Genomic DNA, 15,455 nt, shown 5'->3' on the forward strand with positions numbered 1-15,455 from the left:
ACGTCCTCCACCCAACCTGTCATTCGGTCCCTGCCCGTGCCTGGCATGGCCGCACCTCGTCGCCTTACCTTCCGTGTCACAAACGGACACATTAGCGCAGTCCCGGTGCCACATGCCGCCGTCTGCGTTCATTCGCTGCCGCGCGTCTTCAGTACGCCGGCGCGGACCAGCGCCCCGGCGCCGAAGCGACCGTTGATCATGTCCTGTACGCCGTCGGAGCGCTTGTCCGAAGCGGGCGCCGCGAACATGTCCTGCTGCTCGTCGCCGCGCCGGGCATCGAAGCCCGACAACGTGACGCCCAGCAGGCGAAGCCTCGGCCTGGGATGCTGGTTCCACCAGACCTGAAGCAAGCGCCGTGCCACGGCATAGATGTCGGGCGTGGCATTGCCCGGCACCGGCATCTGGGCCTGCCGGCTATGGGTCACGAAGGGCGGCTCGCGCAGCTTCACCGACACGGTGCGCGCGTCGACGCCGCGCCCCCGCGCCCTGGCCCCCACCTTTTCGCACTGCCGCAGCAGCCAGGCCTCCGCGATCTCAAGTTCCTCGAGGTCGTATTCGAACGTCCATTCCGAACCGATCGAGACTTCCGGGGCGTCGGTCACCACCGGCCGGCGATCTTCGCCACGGCACAGCTCCCGCAATTGCGCGGCGTGGCGTTCGCCGACGGCCCGGTTCAGCCGCCAGGCGTCCGAGCGGACGAGGTCGCCGATCGTACGGATACCGGCCTTCTGCAGGGCCTCCTCGGCCACCTTGCCCACGGTCCACATGCGGCCGACCGGCAGCGGATCGAGGTATCCGCGCACGTCCTCCGGCGCGATGGCGAGGAAGCCGTCGGGCTTGGACAGCTCGCTGGCCAGCTTGGCGAGCAGCTTGTTGTGCGACATCCCCACGGACGCGTTGAGGCCGGTCCGCTCCCGGATCGTGTCCTTCACCCAGCGCCCGATCGCCTCCATGGAATGGAACAGGCGCAGGCTGGCGGTGACGTCGAGGAACGCCTCGTCGAGCGACAGGCCCTCGATCATCGGGGTGACCTCGGCGAACACGCCGAACACGACGGCGGAGATCGCGGCGTAGCGGTCGTGCCGGGGGAAAATGTAGACGCCGTCCGGACAGCGCCGGCGGGCTTCCGCGGTGGCCATGGCCGAGCGCACGCCGTACTTCCGCGCCTCGTAGTTCGCCGTGGAGACGACGCCCCGTCGGCCGAGGCCCGCCACGATCACGGGCTTGCCGACCAGGGAGGGATCGTCCAGCTCTTCCACGGACGCGTAGAAGGCGTCCATGTCGACGTGAATGATGGCTCGCTGACCCGGCTGCATGCCCTCTATTGTGCCGTAAGGGCATGCCGCCGGGCGGTCCCGCCGCTGGACTTGCGCAGGCACAGGCGATACCCTGTATGTCAATCGGGTGAACTTTTTTCGGGCGTCGCGCCCTCACCGGTCCCTTTCACGGACCGGCCGCGCTCTGCTCCCGACGTTCCTTCACAGACGGTGACCCTCCTGGGGTGTCCAGTGGCCTGCCCTTCGCTCGTCGGCGACGATGCGTGGCAAGCGCGGACGAGGTGGCGGTACAGCCGCCGGACGGCATCGATTGTTGCGTTCCTGGTCGCACTCGCGACCCTTCTGACGTGTGCCGATGACTAACGAGACAACCGAAGTCCAGGTGGTCGAAAAAACTCAGGGTGCCTTCGCGGGCATCCCGCAGCAGCAGGAAATGCCTCTCGCGCTGGTGCGCGGGCAGCCCGTGCTGCAGATGCCGCAGGATCTCTACATCCCGCCGGACGCGCTCGAAGTCATCCTCGAATCGTTCGAAGGGCCGCTGGACCTGCTGCTGTACCTGATCCGCAGGCAGAACCTCGACATCCTCGACATCCCTGTCGCCGAGATCACCCGGCAGTACATGGACTACATCGACATGATGCGCGAGGTGATGCGACTGGAGCTGGCGGCGGAATACCTGCTGATGGCCGCGATCCTCGCGGAGATCAAGTCCAGGCTGCTGCTGCCCCGGCCGCCGGCCGAGGAAGGGCTCGAGGAGGATCCCCGCGCCGAACTCGTTCGTCGCCTGCAGGAGTACGAACGCTTCAAGAAGGCCGCGGCGGACATCGAAGAACTGCCCCGGCTGGAACGCGACACCACGGTGGTCCACGCCTTCGTCGGCGAGCACAACGTGGTCCGCGTGCCGCCACCGCTCGATCTGAAGGAACTGCTGCTCGCGCTCAAGGATGTGCTCAACCGCGCGGATCTGTTCACGCACCATGCGATCCAGCGCGAACCGCTCAGCGTGCGCCAGCGCATGGGCGACCTGCTCGGCTCGCTCGGCGAAACCGGCGGCTTCCACCGCTTCGAAACATTGTTCGACGTCACCGAGGGCCGGCTCGGCGTCGTGGTCACCTTCCTCGCCATGCTCGAACTGGCTAAGGAAATGCTCATCGAGATCGTTCAGGAAGAAGCCCTCGGGCCGATCTACCTGAAGACCAAGGTACACACGGAGGCCGCGCCGGAAGAAGCGCTCGCCTGACGGCCCCGCGAAGGGGCACGACACCGGGACGTCGCGGAAGCGATCCTCCCGCGTACGAACCGACCTGACCGCGCCAGACGGGCGCGGCACACATAGGCCTATGCAACCCGAACAACTCAAACCCATCGTGGAAGCGGCGCTCCTGGCGTCGACCCAGCCGATGACGATCGCGCAGTTGAAGGCGATCTTCGGCGAGGACGAAGAGGTCGGTACGGACGAACTGAAGCAGACGCTCGACGCGCTCGCGGCGGATTGCGAGGGACGCGGCGTCGAGTTGCTCGAGGTCGCCTCGGGCTGGCGCTACCAGGTGCGCCGCGAGGTGCACGGCTGGGTGTCGCGGATGTGGGCCGAGAAGCCGAGCCGCTACTCGCGCGCCCTGCTCGAGACGCTCGCGCTGATCGCCTACCGCCAGCCGATCACCCGCCCCGAAATCGAACAGATCCGCGGCGTCGTCGTCTCCTCGAACATCATCAAGACCCTGGAAGAGCGCGAATGGATCCGCGTGGTGGGTTACCGCGACGTGCCGGGCAAGCCCGCCCTGTTCGGCACCACCCGCCTCTTCCTCGACTACTTCAACCTGAAGTCGCTGGACGCGTTGCCCCCGCTGTCCGAGATCCGCGACCTCGACGAGCTCAACCCGCAGATGCGCCTCGAAGGCGACGCGGTGCCGCCGGCGGCGCGGGCCGCGATGCCCGACGAAGGCACCGGCGAAAGTTCCACGAATACCGAAGACGACGATGATGTCGTGGCGCGGTCCACGACGATCGAAGACACCGCCGCCCCGATCGACGCCGCCGAAGGCGACGCGAGCGGAGCCGCGAACCAGCTGCCAGACGGCGACGATGTCGCCGCGGCTTCCCCCACTGCCGATGAGGCAGAGAACCCCGAAGGCGACGTCGAAGACGACGCCGAGAAAGATACCGAGGAGTCACGCGCATGAATGCGCCCCAGCGATCCCTGCTCACCCTGAAGCGCGGCGGCGGCGACGCCACCGAATCCACCGCCCAGCTTGAAGAGCGCCTGCACAAGGTGCTCGCCAATGCCGGACTCGGCTCGCGCCGGATGCTCGAACAGCGCATCCAGGCCGGCGAAGTCGAGGTCAACGGCACCGTCGCGACCATCGGCGCGAGCGTCCACGCGGGCGACCGCGTCGTCCTCGACGGCAAGCAGTTCGTCGTCGCCACCGACAACCGCAACGACGCCGAAGTGCTCGTCTACCACAAGCCGGAAGGCGTGGTGACGACGCGCGAGGACACCGAAGGCCGCCCCACCGTGTTCGAACAGCTGCCCCGCCTGCGTGGCGCGCGCTGGGTCGCCGTGGGCCGCCTCGACATCAACACCACTGGCCTGCTCCTGCTCACGACCGACGGCGAACTCGCCAACGCGCTGATGCATCCGAAGAGCGGCCTCGAGCGCGAATACCTCTGCCGCGTCCACGGCGAAGTCCCCGACGAGGTGATCGAACGCCTCAAGGCCGGCGTGGAGCTGGAAGACGGCCCCGCTCGCTTCGACGAGATCGCCGTGATCAGCCGTGGCGGCAGCCACAGCTGGTTCCGCGTGACGATCCGCGAGGGCCGCAACCGCGAAGTCCGCCGCCTGTGGGATTCGCAGGGCTTCCTGGTCAGCCGCCTGAAGCGCATCCGCTACGGCACGGTGGAACTGCCCCGCGCCCTGCGTCGCGGCGACTGCGAGTCGCTCGACGAGACGGCCATCAAGGAACTGCGCGAACGCGCGGGCCTCGGCGCCCCGGCACCGGTGCTCACGCTGAGCGCCGTCGTGCACCAGCGCCGCGCGCCGCGCCATGTCACGGAATACCGTCCGGACAACCGCGCGACCGGCGCCTGGAGCTCGGGCCGCCATGACGAGGCGCGCGAGCTGACCGCGTTCGATCGCATCCGCGACGACAACCCGCGTGGCGGTCGTGGTGGTCGCGGCGCCGCGGGCGGTCGCGGCGGCCAGGGCGGCGGTCCGCGCCGCGAGGTCAACGGCAACGTGGCTCGTCCCGAGCGCGGTGCGGGCGGCGGTCAGCGCAAGTCGCGCCGCGTGGCCCCGGGCCAGGAACTGCCGTCGATCCGCACGTGGTTCGCGGGCGACAGCCGCACGGGTGGCGGCAACGCCGCTGGCGGTAACACGACGGGCAACCGTGGTCCTCGTCCGGGCGGTCGCGGCGGTAACGCCGGCGGCAACCGCGCGGCGGGCGCGGGTCGCGCCGAGGGCAACCGCGCGCCGGGTGCCCGCTTCGAAGGCGGCGGCAACCGTGGCCGCGGCCCAGGCGGCGGCAACCGGGCGGGCGGTCCGCGTCCCGGCGGCAACCGTGGTGGCCGTCCGGGCGGCGGTGGCGGCAACCGTGGCGGTGGCGGCAATCGCGGCGGCAATCGCTGATCCCGATGCTGACGATCTGGCATAACCCGCGATGCTCGAAGTCGCGGGAAACGCTGGCCCTGCTCGAAGCGCGGGGCCTGTCGCCGGTGATCGTGGATTACCAGAAGACGCCGCCGTCGGCGGCCGAGCTCGAACGCGTGCTCGGGCTTCTCGGTATCGAGCCGCGCGCGCTCATGCGCAAGGGCGAAGCCGAATACACCGGGGTGCCGGCCGATGCGTCACGCGACGCGCTGATCGCCGCGATGATCGCGACGCCGAAGCTCATCGAGCGTCCCGTGGTGATCCACGGCGAGAAGGCCGCGATCGGTCGTCCACCGGAAGCGGTGCTCGCGATCCTTTAGCGCGGGCGGCGCTGTCGCGACAACCGATCGCCTCGCCGTGGGCACCGGCGTACGCCGGTGCGACGGAAACCCCCTCACCTTCAAACCGGCGTACGCCGGTATCCACGGCCCCGGTTCCCGGGACGGCGACCGTCTACCCCGCGTGCCGCTCCACCAGCTTCGCCGCCACCGCGTCGAACCCGATGCCGCGCGCGCGCAGCACCACCATGAGATGGAACACCAGATCGGCGGCCTCGCCGATCAGCGCGTCGTCGTCTTCCGCGACCGCGGCCAGCGCGGTCTCGACGCCCTCCTCGCCCACCTTCTGCGCGATGCGGCGAATGCCGCCCTCGAACAGCCTCGTCGTGTAGCTCCCAGCGGGCCGCTCCGCGTACCGCGATGCGACCAGCGCGTCGAGTTCGGCGAGGAAGCCCAACGGCGGCGACACGTCGTCGCCGAAGCAGCTCGACGTACCGGTGTGGCAGGTCGGTCCCGCCGGCAGGGCGCGCACCAGGATCGTATCGGCGTCGCAATCCAGGCGCATGTCCACCAGCGCGAGCGTATCGCCCGACGTTTCGCCCTTCGTCCACAGCCGCTGCTTGCTGCGGCTGAAGAACGTCACGAGACCGAGCTCGCGCGTCGCGGCCAGGGCCGCCGCGTCCATGTACCCGAGCATCAGCACCTCGCCCGTTCGCGCATGCTGCACGATGGCGGGGAGCAGCCCGCCGCCCTTGGCGAAATCCGGATCCCGCATGCTCATGACCTCACCTCGATACCTTGCGCGCGCAGCTCGCGCTTCAGCGCGGGAATGGCGATATCGCCCCCGTGGAACACGCTGGCGGCCAGCGCCGCGTCCACGTCGGCCTCGATGAATACGTCCACGAAATGCGCCGGCGTGCCGGCGCCGCCCGAGGCGACCAGCGGCACGGAGCACACGGCGCGCGCGGCTTTCAGTTGCTCGATGTCGTAACCGCGGCGCACCCCGTCGGTACCCATGCAATTGAGCACGATCTCGCCGGCGCCCAGGCCTTGCACCTCCTCGATCCAGTCGAGGGTGCGCTTGCGCAGTGCGCGCGTTCGCGACGGATCGCCCGTGTACTGGCGCACGCGCCACTCGCCGTCGTCGTCGCGGAGACTGTCGACGCCGACCACGACGCATTGCACGCCGAACGCGTCGGCGATCTCGCGCACGAGTTCGGGCCGCTCGAGCGCGGGCGAGTTGATCGAGATCTTGTCCGCGCCCGCGTGCAGCACCTCGCGCGCATCGTCGACGCTGCGGATGCCGCCCGCCACGCAGAACGGAATGTCGATCTCGCGCGCCACGCGCTCGACCCAGTCGCGGTCCACGCGGCGACCTTCGGGGCTCGCGGTGATGTCGTAGAAGACCAGCTCGTCGGCGCCCTCGTCGCGGTAGCGCAACGCCAGTTCGACGATCTCGCCGACGACGACGTGGTCGCGGAACCGCACGCCCTTGACCACCTGCCCGTCGCGGACGTCGAGGCAGGGAACGATGCGCCGGCTCAGCATGTCGCATCCGCCTTCGCCGCGACGGCGAACGCATCGCGCAGACCGAACGCGCCTTCCAGCAACGCGCGGCCGAGGATGATCCCGGCGACGCCCTGCAACGCGAGGCCTTCCACATCGCCGAGCGAGCTCACGCCACCGGACGCCTGCACGCGAAGCGTCGGCGCCAGGGCCGCGACGTGCCGGTAGAGCGCCGTGTTCGGCCCGGTCATGGTGCCGTCCCGATCGATGTCGGTGCACAGCAGGTGGCGCGCACCGGCCGCCTCGTACCACGGCAGCAGTTCGTCGAGCGTGCGCGCCTCGTCGGCCGTCCAGCCCGCGCTGGGCAGTTTCCACAGGCCGTCGCGAAAACGGGTGTCCAGCGCCAGCACGATGCGCTCCGCGCCGTACCGCGCGATCCACGTGGCGACGGTTTCCGGATCGCGCGAGGCGAGGCTGCCGACGACCACGCGCTCGACACCGGCTTCGAACAGCCGGCGCACGCCGTCCTCGTCGCGGATGCCGCCACCGGCCTGCACCCGCAAGCGTCCGGCGGAGGCGATACCGGCGATGACCGCGAGATTCTCGAAGCGGCCGGAGCGCGCACCGTCGAGGTCGACGACGTGCAGCCACGAGGCGCCTTCGTCGGCGTAGCGCGCGGCCAGGGCCTCGGGCTCGAAGGCGAACGTGGTCTGCTGGGCGTAGTCGCCCTTGAACAGGCGCACCACCTGGCCCTTGCGGAGGTCGATGGCGGGAATGGGTAACGTCATAGCGAAAGGAAGTTCCGTAGGAGCTGCGCACCGAGGGACGCGGAGCGCTCGGGATGGAATTGCATGCCCATGAAATTGCGGTGGGCGACGATCGCCGCGAACGGTACGCCGTGCTCGCTCTCGGCCAGCGACCAGTCGCCGGTGGGAACCGCGTAGCTGTGCACGAAATACGCGCAATCTCCGTCGCGCACGCCGTCGACGAGCGGATGCGTCGATGTGACGCGCAAACCGTTCCAGCCCATGTGCGGCACACGCAGTCCCGGCGCCTCGGCGAACCGGCGCACCGGCGCGGGAATGACGCCGAGGCATTCGGTGTCGGCCTCCTCCGAGCGCTCGCACAGCAACTGCATGCCGAGGCAGACACCGAGTACCGGCTGCGTCAGTCCGCGCATGACGTCGACGAGCCCCGCTTCCCGCAGCCGCCGCATGCCGGGGCCCGCGGCACCCACACCGGGCAGGATCACGTGACTTGCCGCGCGTATCGCGTCGGCGTCCGCCGTGAGCTCGGCGTCCGTGCCCAGGCGCTGCAGCGCGTAGCGCACCGAGCCGATGTTCGTGCCGCCGGCATCGACGAGGACGACAGCCATCAGAGCGTCCCCTTCGTGCTCGGCAGCTCCTCGCCCTCGCGGCGGATCGCCTGCCGCAGCGTGCGCGCGACGGACTTGAAGCAGCCCTCGACCATGTGGTGCGCGTTCTCGCCGTGCACGGTCAGGTGCAGGTTCGCGCCGAGCGTCTCGCACAGCGAGCGGAAGAAATGCGGCACGAGTTCGGTGGGGATGTCGCCGACGCGCTCGCGCGGAAAGCTGCCGTCGAACACGAAGTACGGCCGACCCGACAGGTCGAGCTCCGCGCGCGCCGCGCTCTCGTCCATCGGCAGCGCGAAGCCATAGCGGCCGATGCCGCGCTTGTCGCCGAGCGCCTCGCGCAGCGCCTGCCCGAGCGCCAGCGCCGAATCCTCGATGGTGTGGTGTTCGTCGACGTGCGTGTCGCCGTCGCAGCGAAGCCGCAGCGCGAAACCGCCGTGCTTGCCGATCTGCTCGAGCATGTGATCGAAGAAGCCCAGCCCGGTATGCACGACGGGATCGGCCACCCGGTCGAGGTCGACATCGACCTGGATCGACGTCTCGCGTGTGCGGCGCACCACGTGGGCGGTACGCGGCGCGTCGAGCAGCGCATGCGCCACTTCGCCCCATGTCATGCCTTCGGCGCCGACGCGGAAGCCACGCACGCCCATGTTGGCGGCGAAGGCGAGATCGGTCTCGCGGTCGCCGACCATCGCCGACTGCGCGCGGCTCCAGGTGTCGTCCGCGAGCCAGTGGCGCGCGAGGCCCGTCGCCGGCTTCCGCGTGTCGCGATGTTCGTGCGCGAAACTGCGGTCGATCAGCTGCTCGCGGAACGCGATGCCCTGCGACGCGAAGATGCGCAACATGAGCGCGTGCGGCCCGTCGAAGGCCTCCTGCGGGAACGACGGCGTGCCGAGGCCATCCTGGTTGGTCACCATCACCAGCTCGTAGCCGGCGGCGACGCAGCGCTGGAGGGCGGCGATCACGCCAGGCATCAGGGCCAGCTTGTCGAAGCTGTCGATCTGCTCGTCCGCCGGCTCCTCGATGAGGCAGCCGTCGCGATCGACGAAGAGGATCTTGCGGGTCATGCGCCCGCTCCCGCACGCAGTACCGCGAGCACGCGGTCGTTCTCGTTGCCCGTGCCCACGGTGATGCGCAGGGCATCCTCGAGGCCGGGGTATTTCGTCACGTCGCGAACGACGATGCCCGCGGCGATCAGGCGCCGGTAGGTTCCGGCCGGATCGTCGAAGCGGACCGTGAGGAAGTTCGCGTGCGAAGGCAGCACGTCGCGAACGCCCGGCAGGCCCGGCAGCGCCGCGAACATCCGCGCACGCTCGCCGAGGATCTCCTGCAGGTGATGGCGCTGCACGCGCCGCCCCTCGTACGACAGCGCGCCCAGCGCGGCATCGACGCACGGCGACGGCAGCGGGTACGGCGGGATGATCCGGCGCAGCAGCGCGATCACCTCGGGCCGGGCGACCAGCGCGCCGACCCGCGCGCCCGCGAGCGACCAGGCCTTCGACAGCGTGCGCAGCACGGCCACGTTGTCGTGGGCGTCGATCAGCGACGTGGCGCTCGGCGCGCCGCTGAACTCCGCATAGGCCTCGTCGACGACGAGCACGGCACGGCCCGACAGCTCGCGCGCGAGGTGCGCGAGCACTTCGTGCCCGATCAGGTTGCCGGTGGGATTGTTCGGCGTGCAGACGAACACGAGCTTCGTCGAGGGCGTGACCGCCGCGAGCAGCGTGTCGGGGCGCAACGCACCCGAGGGTTCGAGCGGCGATTCGATGACGGCGGCATTCTGGATGCGCGCGCAGACGGCGTACATGCCGAACGTCGGCGGTGAAATCAGCACCGCGTCCTCGCCCGCGCGACAGAACGCGCGCACGAGCAGGTCGATCGCTTCGTCGCTGCCGCGCGTCACCAGGATGCGTTCGGGGCTGCTGTCGTAGAGTTCGGCGAGGGCGTCGACCAGCGCGCGCGGCTGCGGGTCGGGATAGCGGTTCAGACCGTCGCCGCCCGGGATGTTCGGCGGCCGGGAGGATTCGTTCGCGTTGAGCAGCACGGTGCCGCCCTGCGCTTCCATGCGTGCGCTGGAGTAAGGCGAGAGCGCCCGGATTTCGGCGCGGGCGAGATCGAGGACGCTCATGCGGCGGCATCCATCGCGGCGAGGCGTAGGGTCACGGCGCGGCGGTGCGCCTCGAGCTGCTCGGCCTCGGCCAGCGTCGCGGCGCACGGTCCGATCGCGCGCAGGCCATCGGCGGTGACTTCCTGCACGGTCACCTGCTTCTGGAAGCTCGCGACCGACACGCCGCTGTAGCTGCGCGCGTAGCCGTAGGTCGGCAGCACATGGTTGCTGCCGCTGCAGTAGTCGCCCACGGACTCGGGCGTCCACTCGCCGAGGAAGACGGAGCCGGCGGATTCGACGCCGTCGAGCAGCGAGCGCGGGTCCGCCGTCTGCACGATCAGGTGTTCCGGCGCGTAGCGGTTGCTGACGTCCAGCGCTTCGGAAAGATCGCGTACCGACACCAGCCGGCTTTCGCCCAGCGCGATGGCCGCCACGTCCGCGCGCGGGAGCAGCGCGCATTGGCGATCGACCTCCTCCGCCACGCGATCGAGCAACGCCGCCGACGGGCTGACCAGCAGCACCTGCGAATCGGGGCCGTGCTCGGCCTGCGACAGCAGATCGGCGGCGATGAACCGCGGGTCCGCGCCATCGTCGGCGATGACGAGCACCTCCGACGGGCCGGCGGGCATGTCGATCGCCGCGCCTGCCGGATCGCCGGCCACCTGCAGCTTGGCTTCCGTCACCCACGCGTTGCCGGGGCCGAAGATCTTGTCGCAGCGGGGCACCGACGCCGTGCCATAGGCCATCGCGGCGACGGCCTGCGCGCCGCCGAGCTTGAAGACGCGGTGCACGCCGACCGCACGCGCCGCGAACAGCACGGCGTCGTCGCAGCGACCGTTCGCCTGCACCGGCGTGCACAGCACGACCTCGCGACAACCGGCGATCGCGGCCGGCACGCCGAGCATGATGGCGGTGGACGGCAGCGGCGCGCCACCGGCGGGCACGTAGAGGCCGACGCGTGCGATCGGGCGCAACACGCGCTCGACCCGCACGCCCGGCGCGGTATCGACCGCCACCGGCCGCGGCGCGGCCGCGCGGTGGAAGGTGTCGATGCGACCGACGGCTTCCAGCACCGCGGCCTTCAGTTCGGCGGACAGGCGCGCTTCCGCGGCGTCGAATTCGTCGTCGGTCACGGCCAGCGCGTCGAGGGTGCTGCCGTCGTAGCGGGCCGTGAGTTCGATGAGCGCGGCATCGCCGCGCGCGCGGACATCGGCGACGATGGCCTCCACGCCCTGGCGGAGTTCGGCCGCGCGGGATTGCGCGGGACGCGCGAGCGCCGCGTCGCGGCCGTTCTCGTCGAGGGTGCTCCAGTCGATCCGTTTCATGCCAGCATCTTCTCCACCGGCAGCACCAGCATGTCGCGGGCCCCGGCGCGTTTCATGTCCTCGAGCTGTCGCCAGCTCACCGATCCGGCGCAGAGCGCCTGCAGCACCACCTGATCCGGCGCGCCGTCCACGGGCGTGAGCGTCGGCACCGGACTGCCCGGGAGCAGGCGGGTGATCGCGGCCAGCGCGTCGCGCGGCGCCTGCATGAGGATCAGGCGCGAGTCGCGCACCTGGATGACGCCGTCGAGACGTCGCAGCAGCAGTTCCGCGATTTCGCCGCGCTCGTCCGTCGGCAGCTCGCGATGACCCGCCAGCACGGCTTCGCTCTCGACCACGACCGCGGCCTCGCGCAGCTGGTTCGCCACCAGCGTCGCGCCGCTCGACACGAGGTCGCAGATGGCGTCGGCGGTGCCGAGGCGTGGCGCGATCTCCACCGAACCGGCGAGCATCACCACCTTCGCGTCCACGCCGTTCGACCGGAGCCATTCGCCGAGCAGGCCGGGATACGAGGTCGCGATGCGCAGGCCTTCCATCTGGGCGGGGCCGTCGTAGGCGTCCTCCTGCGGGACGGCGATCGACAGGCGGCAATGGCCGAAGCCAAGCGAGCGCAGTTCGTCGAGGCCCGCACCCGGCTCCGGATTGGAGAGCTGGAACTCACGCAGCACGTTGCGGCCGACAATGCCGAGGTCGCACACGCCCTCGGCGATCAGGCCGGGAATGTCGTCGTCGCGGACGAGGAGGAGATCGACGGGCTCGCCTTCGCCGAAGCAGAACAGCTTGTCGCGGCTCTGCCGGAACTTCAGGCCGCAGCGCGCCAGCAGCTCCTGCGCCGGCTCGGTCAGGCGTCCCGATTTCTGCATGGCGATGCGCAGGCGGTCGCGGGACTTCATGCGGCACCCCCGAGCAGGTTCCGGCGCGCGGCGGCGGCCATGTAACCGCCGCTGCCCTGGTTGAGGTAACGGGCGACCCGCCCGATCGTGGTGATGCTGACGGCCGTGCGCTCGTGGATTTCGCGGTAGGAGCGCCCCTCCAGCAGGTGCGGCACCACGCGCCAGCGGTCGACCATGACCTCGATCTCCGCGGGGGTGCAGAGGTCGTGCAGGAAGGCGCGCATCTCGTCGACGCTGGAGAGTGCGGCCATCGCCTCGCAGAGGCTGGTCTCGGCCGAGTCGGCCGGGGTATCGGGATCGAGCGAACGACGCTTCATAGTGTACTAACGCGTTAATACGATAACGCATCGTAACTCTGCAACGGGGCCGTGGCAACCGCCGACGCGAAATTGCGCTTTTCTTCCATATATTTCGGATTCAGCGATCGCCACCATGGCGGGCATTTCCATGCCATGAGCCCGCCATGTCGAGTTCCGTGATCATTGCCGACGACCACCCCGTCGTCGTCGCAGGGGTCGAGACCATCCTCCGGGCCCACCGCTACGACGCCGTGGCACGCGCCCACGACACGGACACCTTGTTCGAGACCCTCCGCGACAACCCCTGCGACGTCGTCGTCACCGACTACTCGATGCCCGAAGGCTCGCAGCCCGACGGCATGCCGATGATCCGCCGCATCCGCACCGTCCGCCCGGACGCCGGCATCGTCGTGCTCACGATGCTGTCCAATCCGGCCATCCTGCGCAGCCTGCTGGACATGGGCGTCGCCGCCATCTTCGACAAACGCACGAACCTCCGGGACATCCCCGTGGCCGTGCATGCCGCGGAAGTCGGCCGCTCGTACCTCAGCCCCGCGATACGCCGGCTCTTCCACGAAGCCGACTGCGCCTCCGGGCACGACGAGCTCGCCACGCGGCTGTCACCGCGCGAGATCGAGGTCCTCCGCGCCTACGCGCAAGGCCATGGGCAGGCCGCCATCGCCGAGATGATGGGCCGCAGCTTCAAGACGATCAGCCGGCAGAAGCGTTCGGCCATGGCGAAGCTGGGCCTGGTCAACGACGCCCAGCTGTATCAGTTCCTCGCCGGGGTGCGCGCGGCATCGCTCGACGACTGGTCGCCGGCGATCGAAGCCGCCGCGAAGCGCATCGTGCCCGGGGGCGGCGTCAGGCGACGAGCCGCCCCGACGCCACCAGCTCGCAAACCACGCGCACGTCGCCGTCCATCGCGCGATCCCGCTGCATGAACGCGACGTGGTCGCGCAGCGTCTTCAGCGCGGCGCGCACGGCCACGCCGCCGTGGAAGTCGTCCGCCGACGCCAGGGCGTCCATCAGCGCCCGCACTTCCGCCTCGAACCGGGCGTAGTGCGGCGAATCGGAGCGAGGCGCACCCGAGATCTTCGATGCCAGGGCCTGCCAGTCGCCGCGATGCGCGAGGGTGCGAGCGGCGTTGAGCATGTCCTGGCGGTATTCCAGCGCCTGGGCGGCCGTGTAGAGCTCCATGGCCAGGACGTGGCCGAGGTCTTCGGTCATCTCGAGCACGTGGCGGGCTTCGTTGGCGCCCATCGACACATGGTCCTCAGCGTTGGCGCTCGTCGGCACGGAATACACCGACGCCGGATGCGCGCGCGTCGCGAGGTCGTTGACCAGCGCCGCGGCGGTGTACTGCACGATCATGAAACCGGAATCCGTGGCGTCCTCGTTGCCGATGAGGAACGCCGGCAGGCCGTCGTTATTCGCGGGATCGACGAGCTTCGCCGTGCGGCGCTCGGAGATCGACGCGAGCACCGGGATCGACGCCTTCACGTAGCTCATCGCGAGCGCGAGCGGCATGCCGTGGAAGTGGCCGGCGGAGATGACCTGATCCTCGATGACCTCGGCGTTCTCGGCGTCCGGGAAGACCAGCGGGTTGTCGGTCACTGCGTTGAGTTCGACGTCGAACACGCGGCAGGCCTGCTCCCAGGCGTCGCGCACGGCGCCATGCACCTGCGGGGCGCAGCGCAGGCAGTACGCATCCTGCGGCTGGTGCTTCTTGCCACCCTTGAAGGGCAGGAAGCGCGAATAGAACGCTTCCTTGCCGTGACGCTGCGTGGCCGGAACCCAGTCCCAGCCGATGTCGAAGCGATGGCCCTGGTCGGCCGGATCGGCCCAGGAGTCCGACAGCCACGGACGGAACCGCGGCACGAGGTGATACGCGATATCCGCCAGCGTCGAGCCTTCCAGCAGACCGCGGATGTTGCGCGCCGCCGCGACCTGGCCCGGATGCGGGCGCAGCGCGTGGACTTCTTCGGCGTAGGCGCCGGTGCGGCCGGCGAACGCGTCCAGCGTCATCGCGGCGGCGAGGTCCGCCGTGCGGATCAGCATGTCCATCGTGTCGAGCGCGAGCACGCCCGTCGCGAGCATCTGCGTGGTGCCGTTGTTGAGCGCGAGGCCCTCCTTGAACGACAGACGCACGGGCTCGAGACCGGCGGCGGCCAGCGCCTCCGCGCCCGGCATGCGCCGCCCTTCGTAGAACGCCTCGCCACCGCCAAGCAGCACGATCGCCAGGTGCGACAGCGGCGCGAGATCGCCGCTGGCCCCGACGGAACCCTTCTCCGGAATCACGGGAATGACGTTGCGATTGAGCAGCTCGGCCAGCGCGCGCAGCGTTTCGACCCGGATGCCGGAATGACCGCGCATGAGGGTGTTCACGCGGATGGCCAGCATCGCGCGCACGACGTCCACGGAGAACGGCTTACCGACGCAGACCGCGTGCGTGATGATGAGGTTGTGCTGCAGTTCTTCCAGCAGCGTGCCCGAGCGCGGTTCGGGGTTGCCGCCGGGCAGTTCGTCGCGCACGCGGTGCGCGCCCAGCAGCTTGTCGGCATTGCTGCCGAACCCCGTCGTGACGCCGTAGATCGGCTCGCCGCCACCCACCTTCTCGGCCAGGAAATCCGCGGCGCGCTTCACCTTCACCAGTTGCGCCTCGTCGAGGCGGATCGTGGCGCCCTGGCGCGCGATGGCGGCGACCTGCGCGCGCGTGAGGCTGCGGCCGTCGAGGAGGATGCTGCTGGTCATGGTT

16 protein-coding genes are annotated in these 15,455 nt (G+C 70.0%); 5 read left to right on the forward strand and 11 right to left on the reverse strand.

What is annotated here, in order from left to right:
• Positions 1-128 precede the first annotated feature (128 nt).
• On the reverse strand, positions 129-1,316 hold the full coding sequence (gene dinB, locus BMY69_RS10780) for a DNA polymerase IV (RefSeq protein ID WP_090177881.1): 1,188 nt from the start codon (positions 1,314-1,316) through the stop codon (positions 129-131).
• Positions 1,317-1,710: 394 nt separating this feature from the next.
• Between dinB and BMY69_RS10785 the strand changes: the two genes are divergently transcribed.
• From BMY69_RS10785 to arsC, 4 genes are all read left to right on the forward strand, one after another.
• Positions 1,711-2,517 (forward strand): segregation and condensation protein A, encoded by an 807-nt coding sequence (locus BMY69_RS10785; RefSeq protein ID WP_217642649.1) that lies wholly within the window; start codon positions 1,711-1,713, stop codon positions 2,515-2,517.
• Positions 2,518-2,617: 100 nt separating this feature from the next.
• The gene (gene scpB / locus BMY69_RS10790; protein WP_090054492.1) at positions 2,618-3,457 is read left to right on the forward strand and encodes an SMC-Scp complex subunit ScpB; all 840 of its coding nucleotides are present in this window, start codon (positions 2,618-2,620) and stop codon (positions 3,455-3,457) included.
• On the forward strand, positions 3,454-4,899 hold the full coding sequence (locus BMY69_RS10795; protein WP_090177886.1) for a pseudouridine synthase: 1,446 nt from the start codon (positions 3,454-3,456) through the stop codon (positions 4,897-4,899). Before scpB ends, BMY69_RS10795 begins: the two co-directional genes overlap by 4 nt.
• A gap of 5 nt (positions 4,900-4,904) precedes the next feature.
• Positions 4,905-5,240, forward strand: coding sequence for an arsenate reductase (glutaredoxin) (gene arsC / locus BMY69_RS10800; RefSeq protein ID WP_218143157.1), 336 nt, complete (start codon positions 4,905-4,907; stop codon positions 5,238-5,240).
• A gap of 133 nt (positions 5,241-5,373) precedes the next feature.
• On the opposite strand, the gene hisIE is transcribed toward arsC, so the two are convergent.
• Genes hisIE through BMY69_RS10845 form a run of 9 tightly spaced genes read right to left on the reverse strand, consistent with a single transcriptional unit; the run spans position 5,374 to position 12,715 of the window.
• Entirely contained in the window at positions 5,374-5,979 is a 606-nt protein-coding gene (hisIE, locus tag BMY69_RS10805) for a bifunctional phosphoribosyl-AMP cyclohydrolase/phosphoribosyl-ATP diphosphatase HisIE (RefSeq protein ID WP_090177891.1), read from the reverse strand.
• Positions 5,976-6,746: an imidazole glycerol phosphate synthase subunit HisF gene (gene hisF / locus BMY69_RS10810; RefSeq protein WP_090054500.1), complete on the reverse strand. Its 771-nt coding sequence runs from the start codon at positions 6,744-6,746 to the stop codon at positions 5,976-5,978. Before hisF ends, hisIE begins: the two co-directional genes overlap by 4 nt.
• Positions 6,740-7,492: a 1-(5-phosphoribosyl)-5-[(5-phosphoribosylamino)methylideneamino]imidazole-4-carboxamide isomerase gene (locus BMY69_RS10815; RefSeq protein WP_090177894.1), complete on the reverse strand. Its 753-nt coding sequence runs from the start codon at positions 7,490-7,492 to the stop codon at positions 6,740-6,742. The genes hisF and BMY69_RS10815 overlap by 7 nt, the downstream gene beginning before the upstream one ends.
• Positions 7,489-8,079, reverse strand: a complete 591-nt coding sequence (gene hisH, locus BMY69_RS10820; RefSeq protein WP_090177897.1) for an imidazole glycerol phosphate synthase subunit HisH — start codon at positions 8,077-8,079, stop codon at positions 7,489-7,491. The genes BMY69_RS10815 and hisH overlap by 4 nt, the downstream gene beginning before the upstream one ends.
• Positions 8,079-9,143: a bifunctional histidinol-phosphatase/imidazoleglycerol-phosphate dehydratase HisB gene (gene hisB, locus BMY69_RS10825; protein ID WP_090177900.1), complete on the reverse strand. Its 1,065-nt coding sequence runs from the start codon at positions 9,141-9,143 to the stop codon at positions 8,079-8,081. The genes hisH and hisB overlap by 1 nt, the downstream gene beginning before the upstream one ends.
• A complete protein-coding gene (gene hisC / locus BMY69_RS10830) occupies positions 9,140-10,204 on the reverse strand; it encodes a histidinol-phosphate transaminase (RefSeq protein ID WP_090177901.1) in 1,065 nt (354 codons plus the stop codon). Before hisC ends, hisB begins: the two co-directional genes overlap by 4 nt.
• Positions 10,201-11,508 carry a histidinol dehydrogenase gene (gene hisD / locus BMY69_RS10835; protein WP_090177904.1) on the reverse strand — a complete coding sequence of 436 codons (1,308 nt, stop codon included), beginning with the start codon at positions 11,506-11,508 and terminating at the stop codon, positions 10,201-10,203. The genes hisC and hisD overlap by 4 nt, the downstream gene beginning before the upstream one ends.
• Positions 11,505-12,398, reverse strand: a complete 894-nt coding sequence (gene hisG / locus BMY69_RS10840) for an ATP phosphoribosyltransferase (RefSeq protein ID WP_090054511.1) — start codon at positions 12,396-12,398, stop codon at positions 11,505-11,507. Before hisG ends, hisD begins: the two co-directional genes overlap by 4 nt.
• The gene (locus BMY69_RS10845; protein ID WP_090054513.1) at positions 12,395-12,715 is read right to left on the reverse strand and encodes a YerC/YecD family TrpR-related protein; all 321 of its coding nucleotides are present in this window, start codon (positions 12,713-12,715) and stop codon (positions 12,395-12,397) included. Before BMY69_RS10845 ends, hisG begins: the two co-directional genes overlap by 4 nt.
• 146 nt (positions 12,716-12,861) lie before the next feature.
• On the opposite strand from BMY69_RS10845, the gene BMY69_RS10850 reads away from it, so the two are divergent.
• Positions 12,862-13,641, forward strand: a complete 780-nt coding sequence (locus BMY69_RS10850; protein ID WP_090177905.1) for a response regulator — start codon at positions 12,862-12,864, stop codon at positions 13,639-13,641.
• Here the strand turns inward: BMY69_RS10850 and BMY69_RS10855 are convergent.
• Positions 13,562-15,451 (reverse strand): HAL/PAL/TAL family ammonia-lyase, encoded by a 1,890-nt coding sequence (locus BMY69_RS10855; protein ID WP_090177908.1) that lies wholly within the window; start codon positions 15,449-15,451, stop codon positions 13,562-13,564. The two genes, BMY69_RS10850 and BMY69_RS10855, sit on opposite strands and share 80 nt — an antisense overlap.
• Positions 15,452-15,455: the final 4 nt, after the last annotated feature.

The sequence above is a fragment of the Luteibacter sp. UNC138MFCol5.1 genome (assembly GCF_900110505.1).
Classification (GTDB): Bacteria; Pseudomonadota; Gammaproteobacteria; order Xanthomonadales; family Rhodanobacteraceae; genus Luteibacter.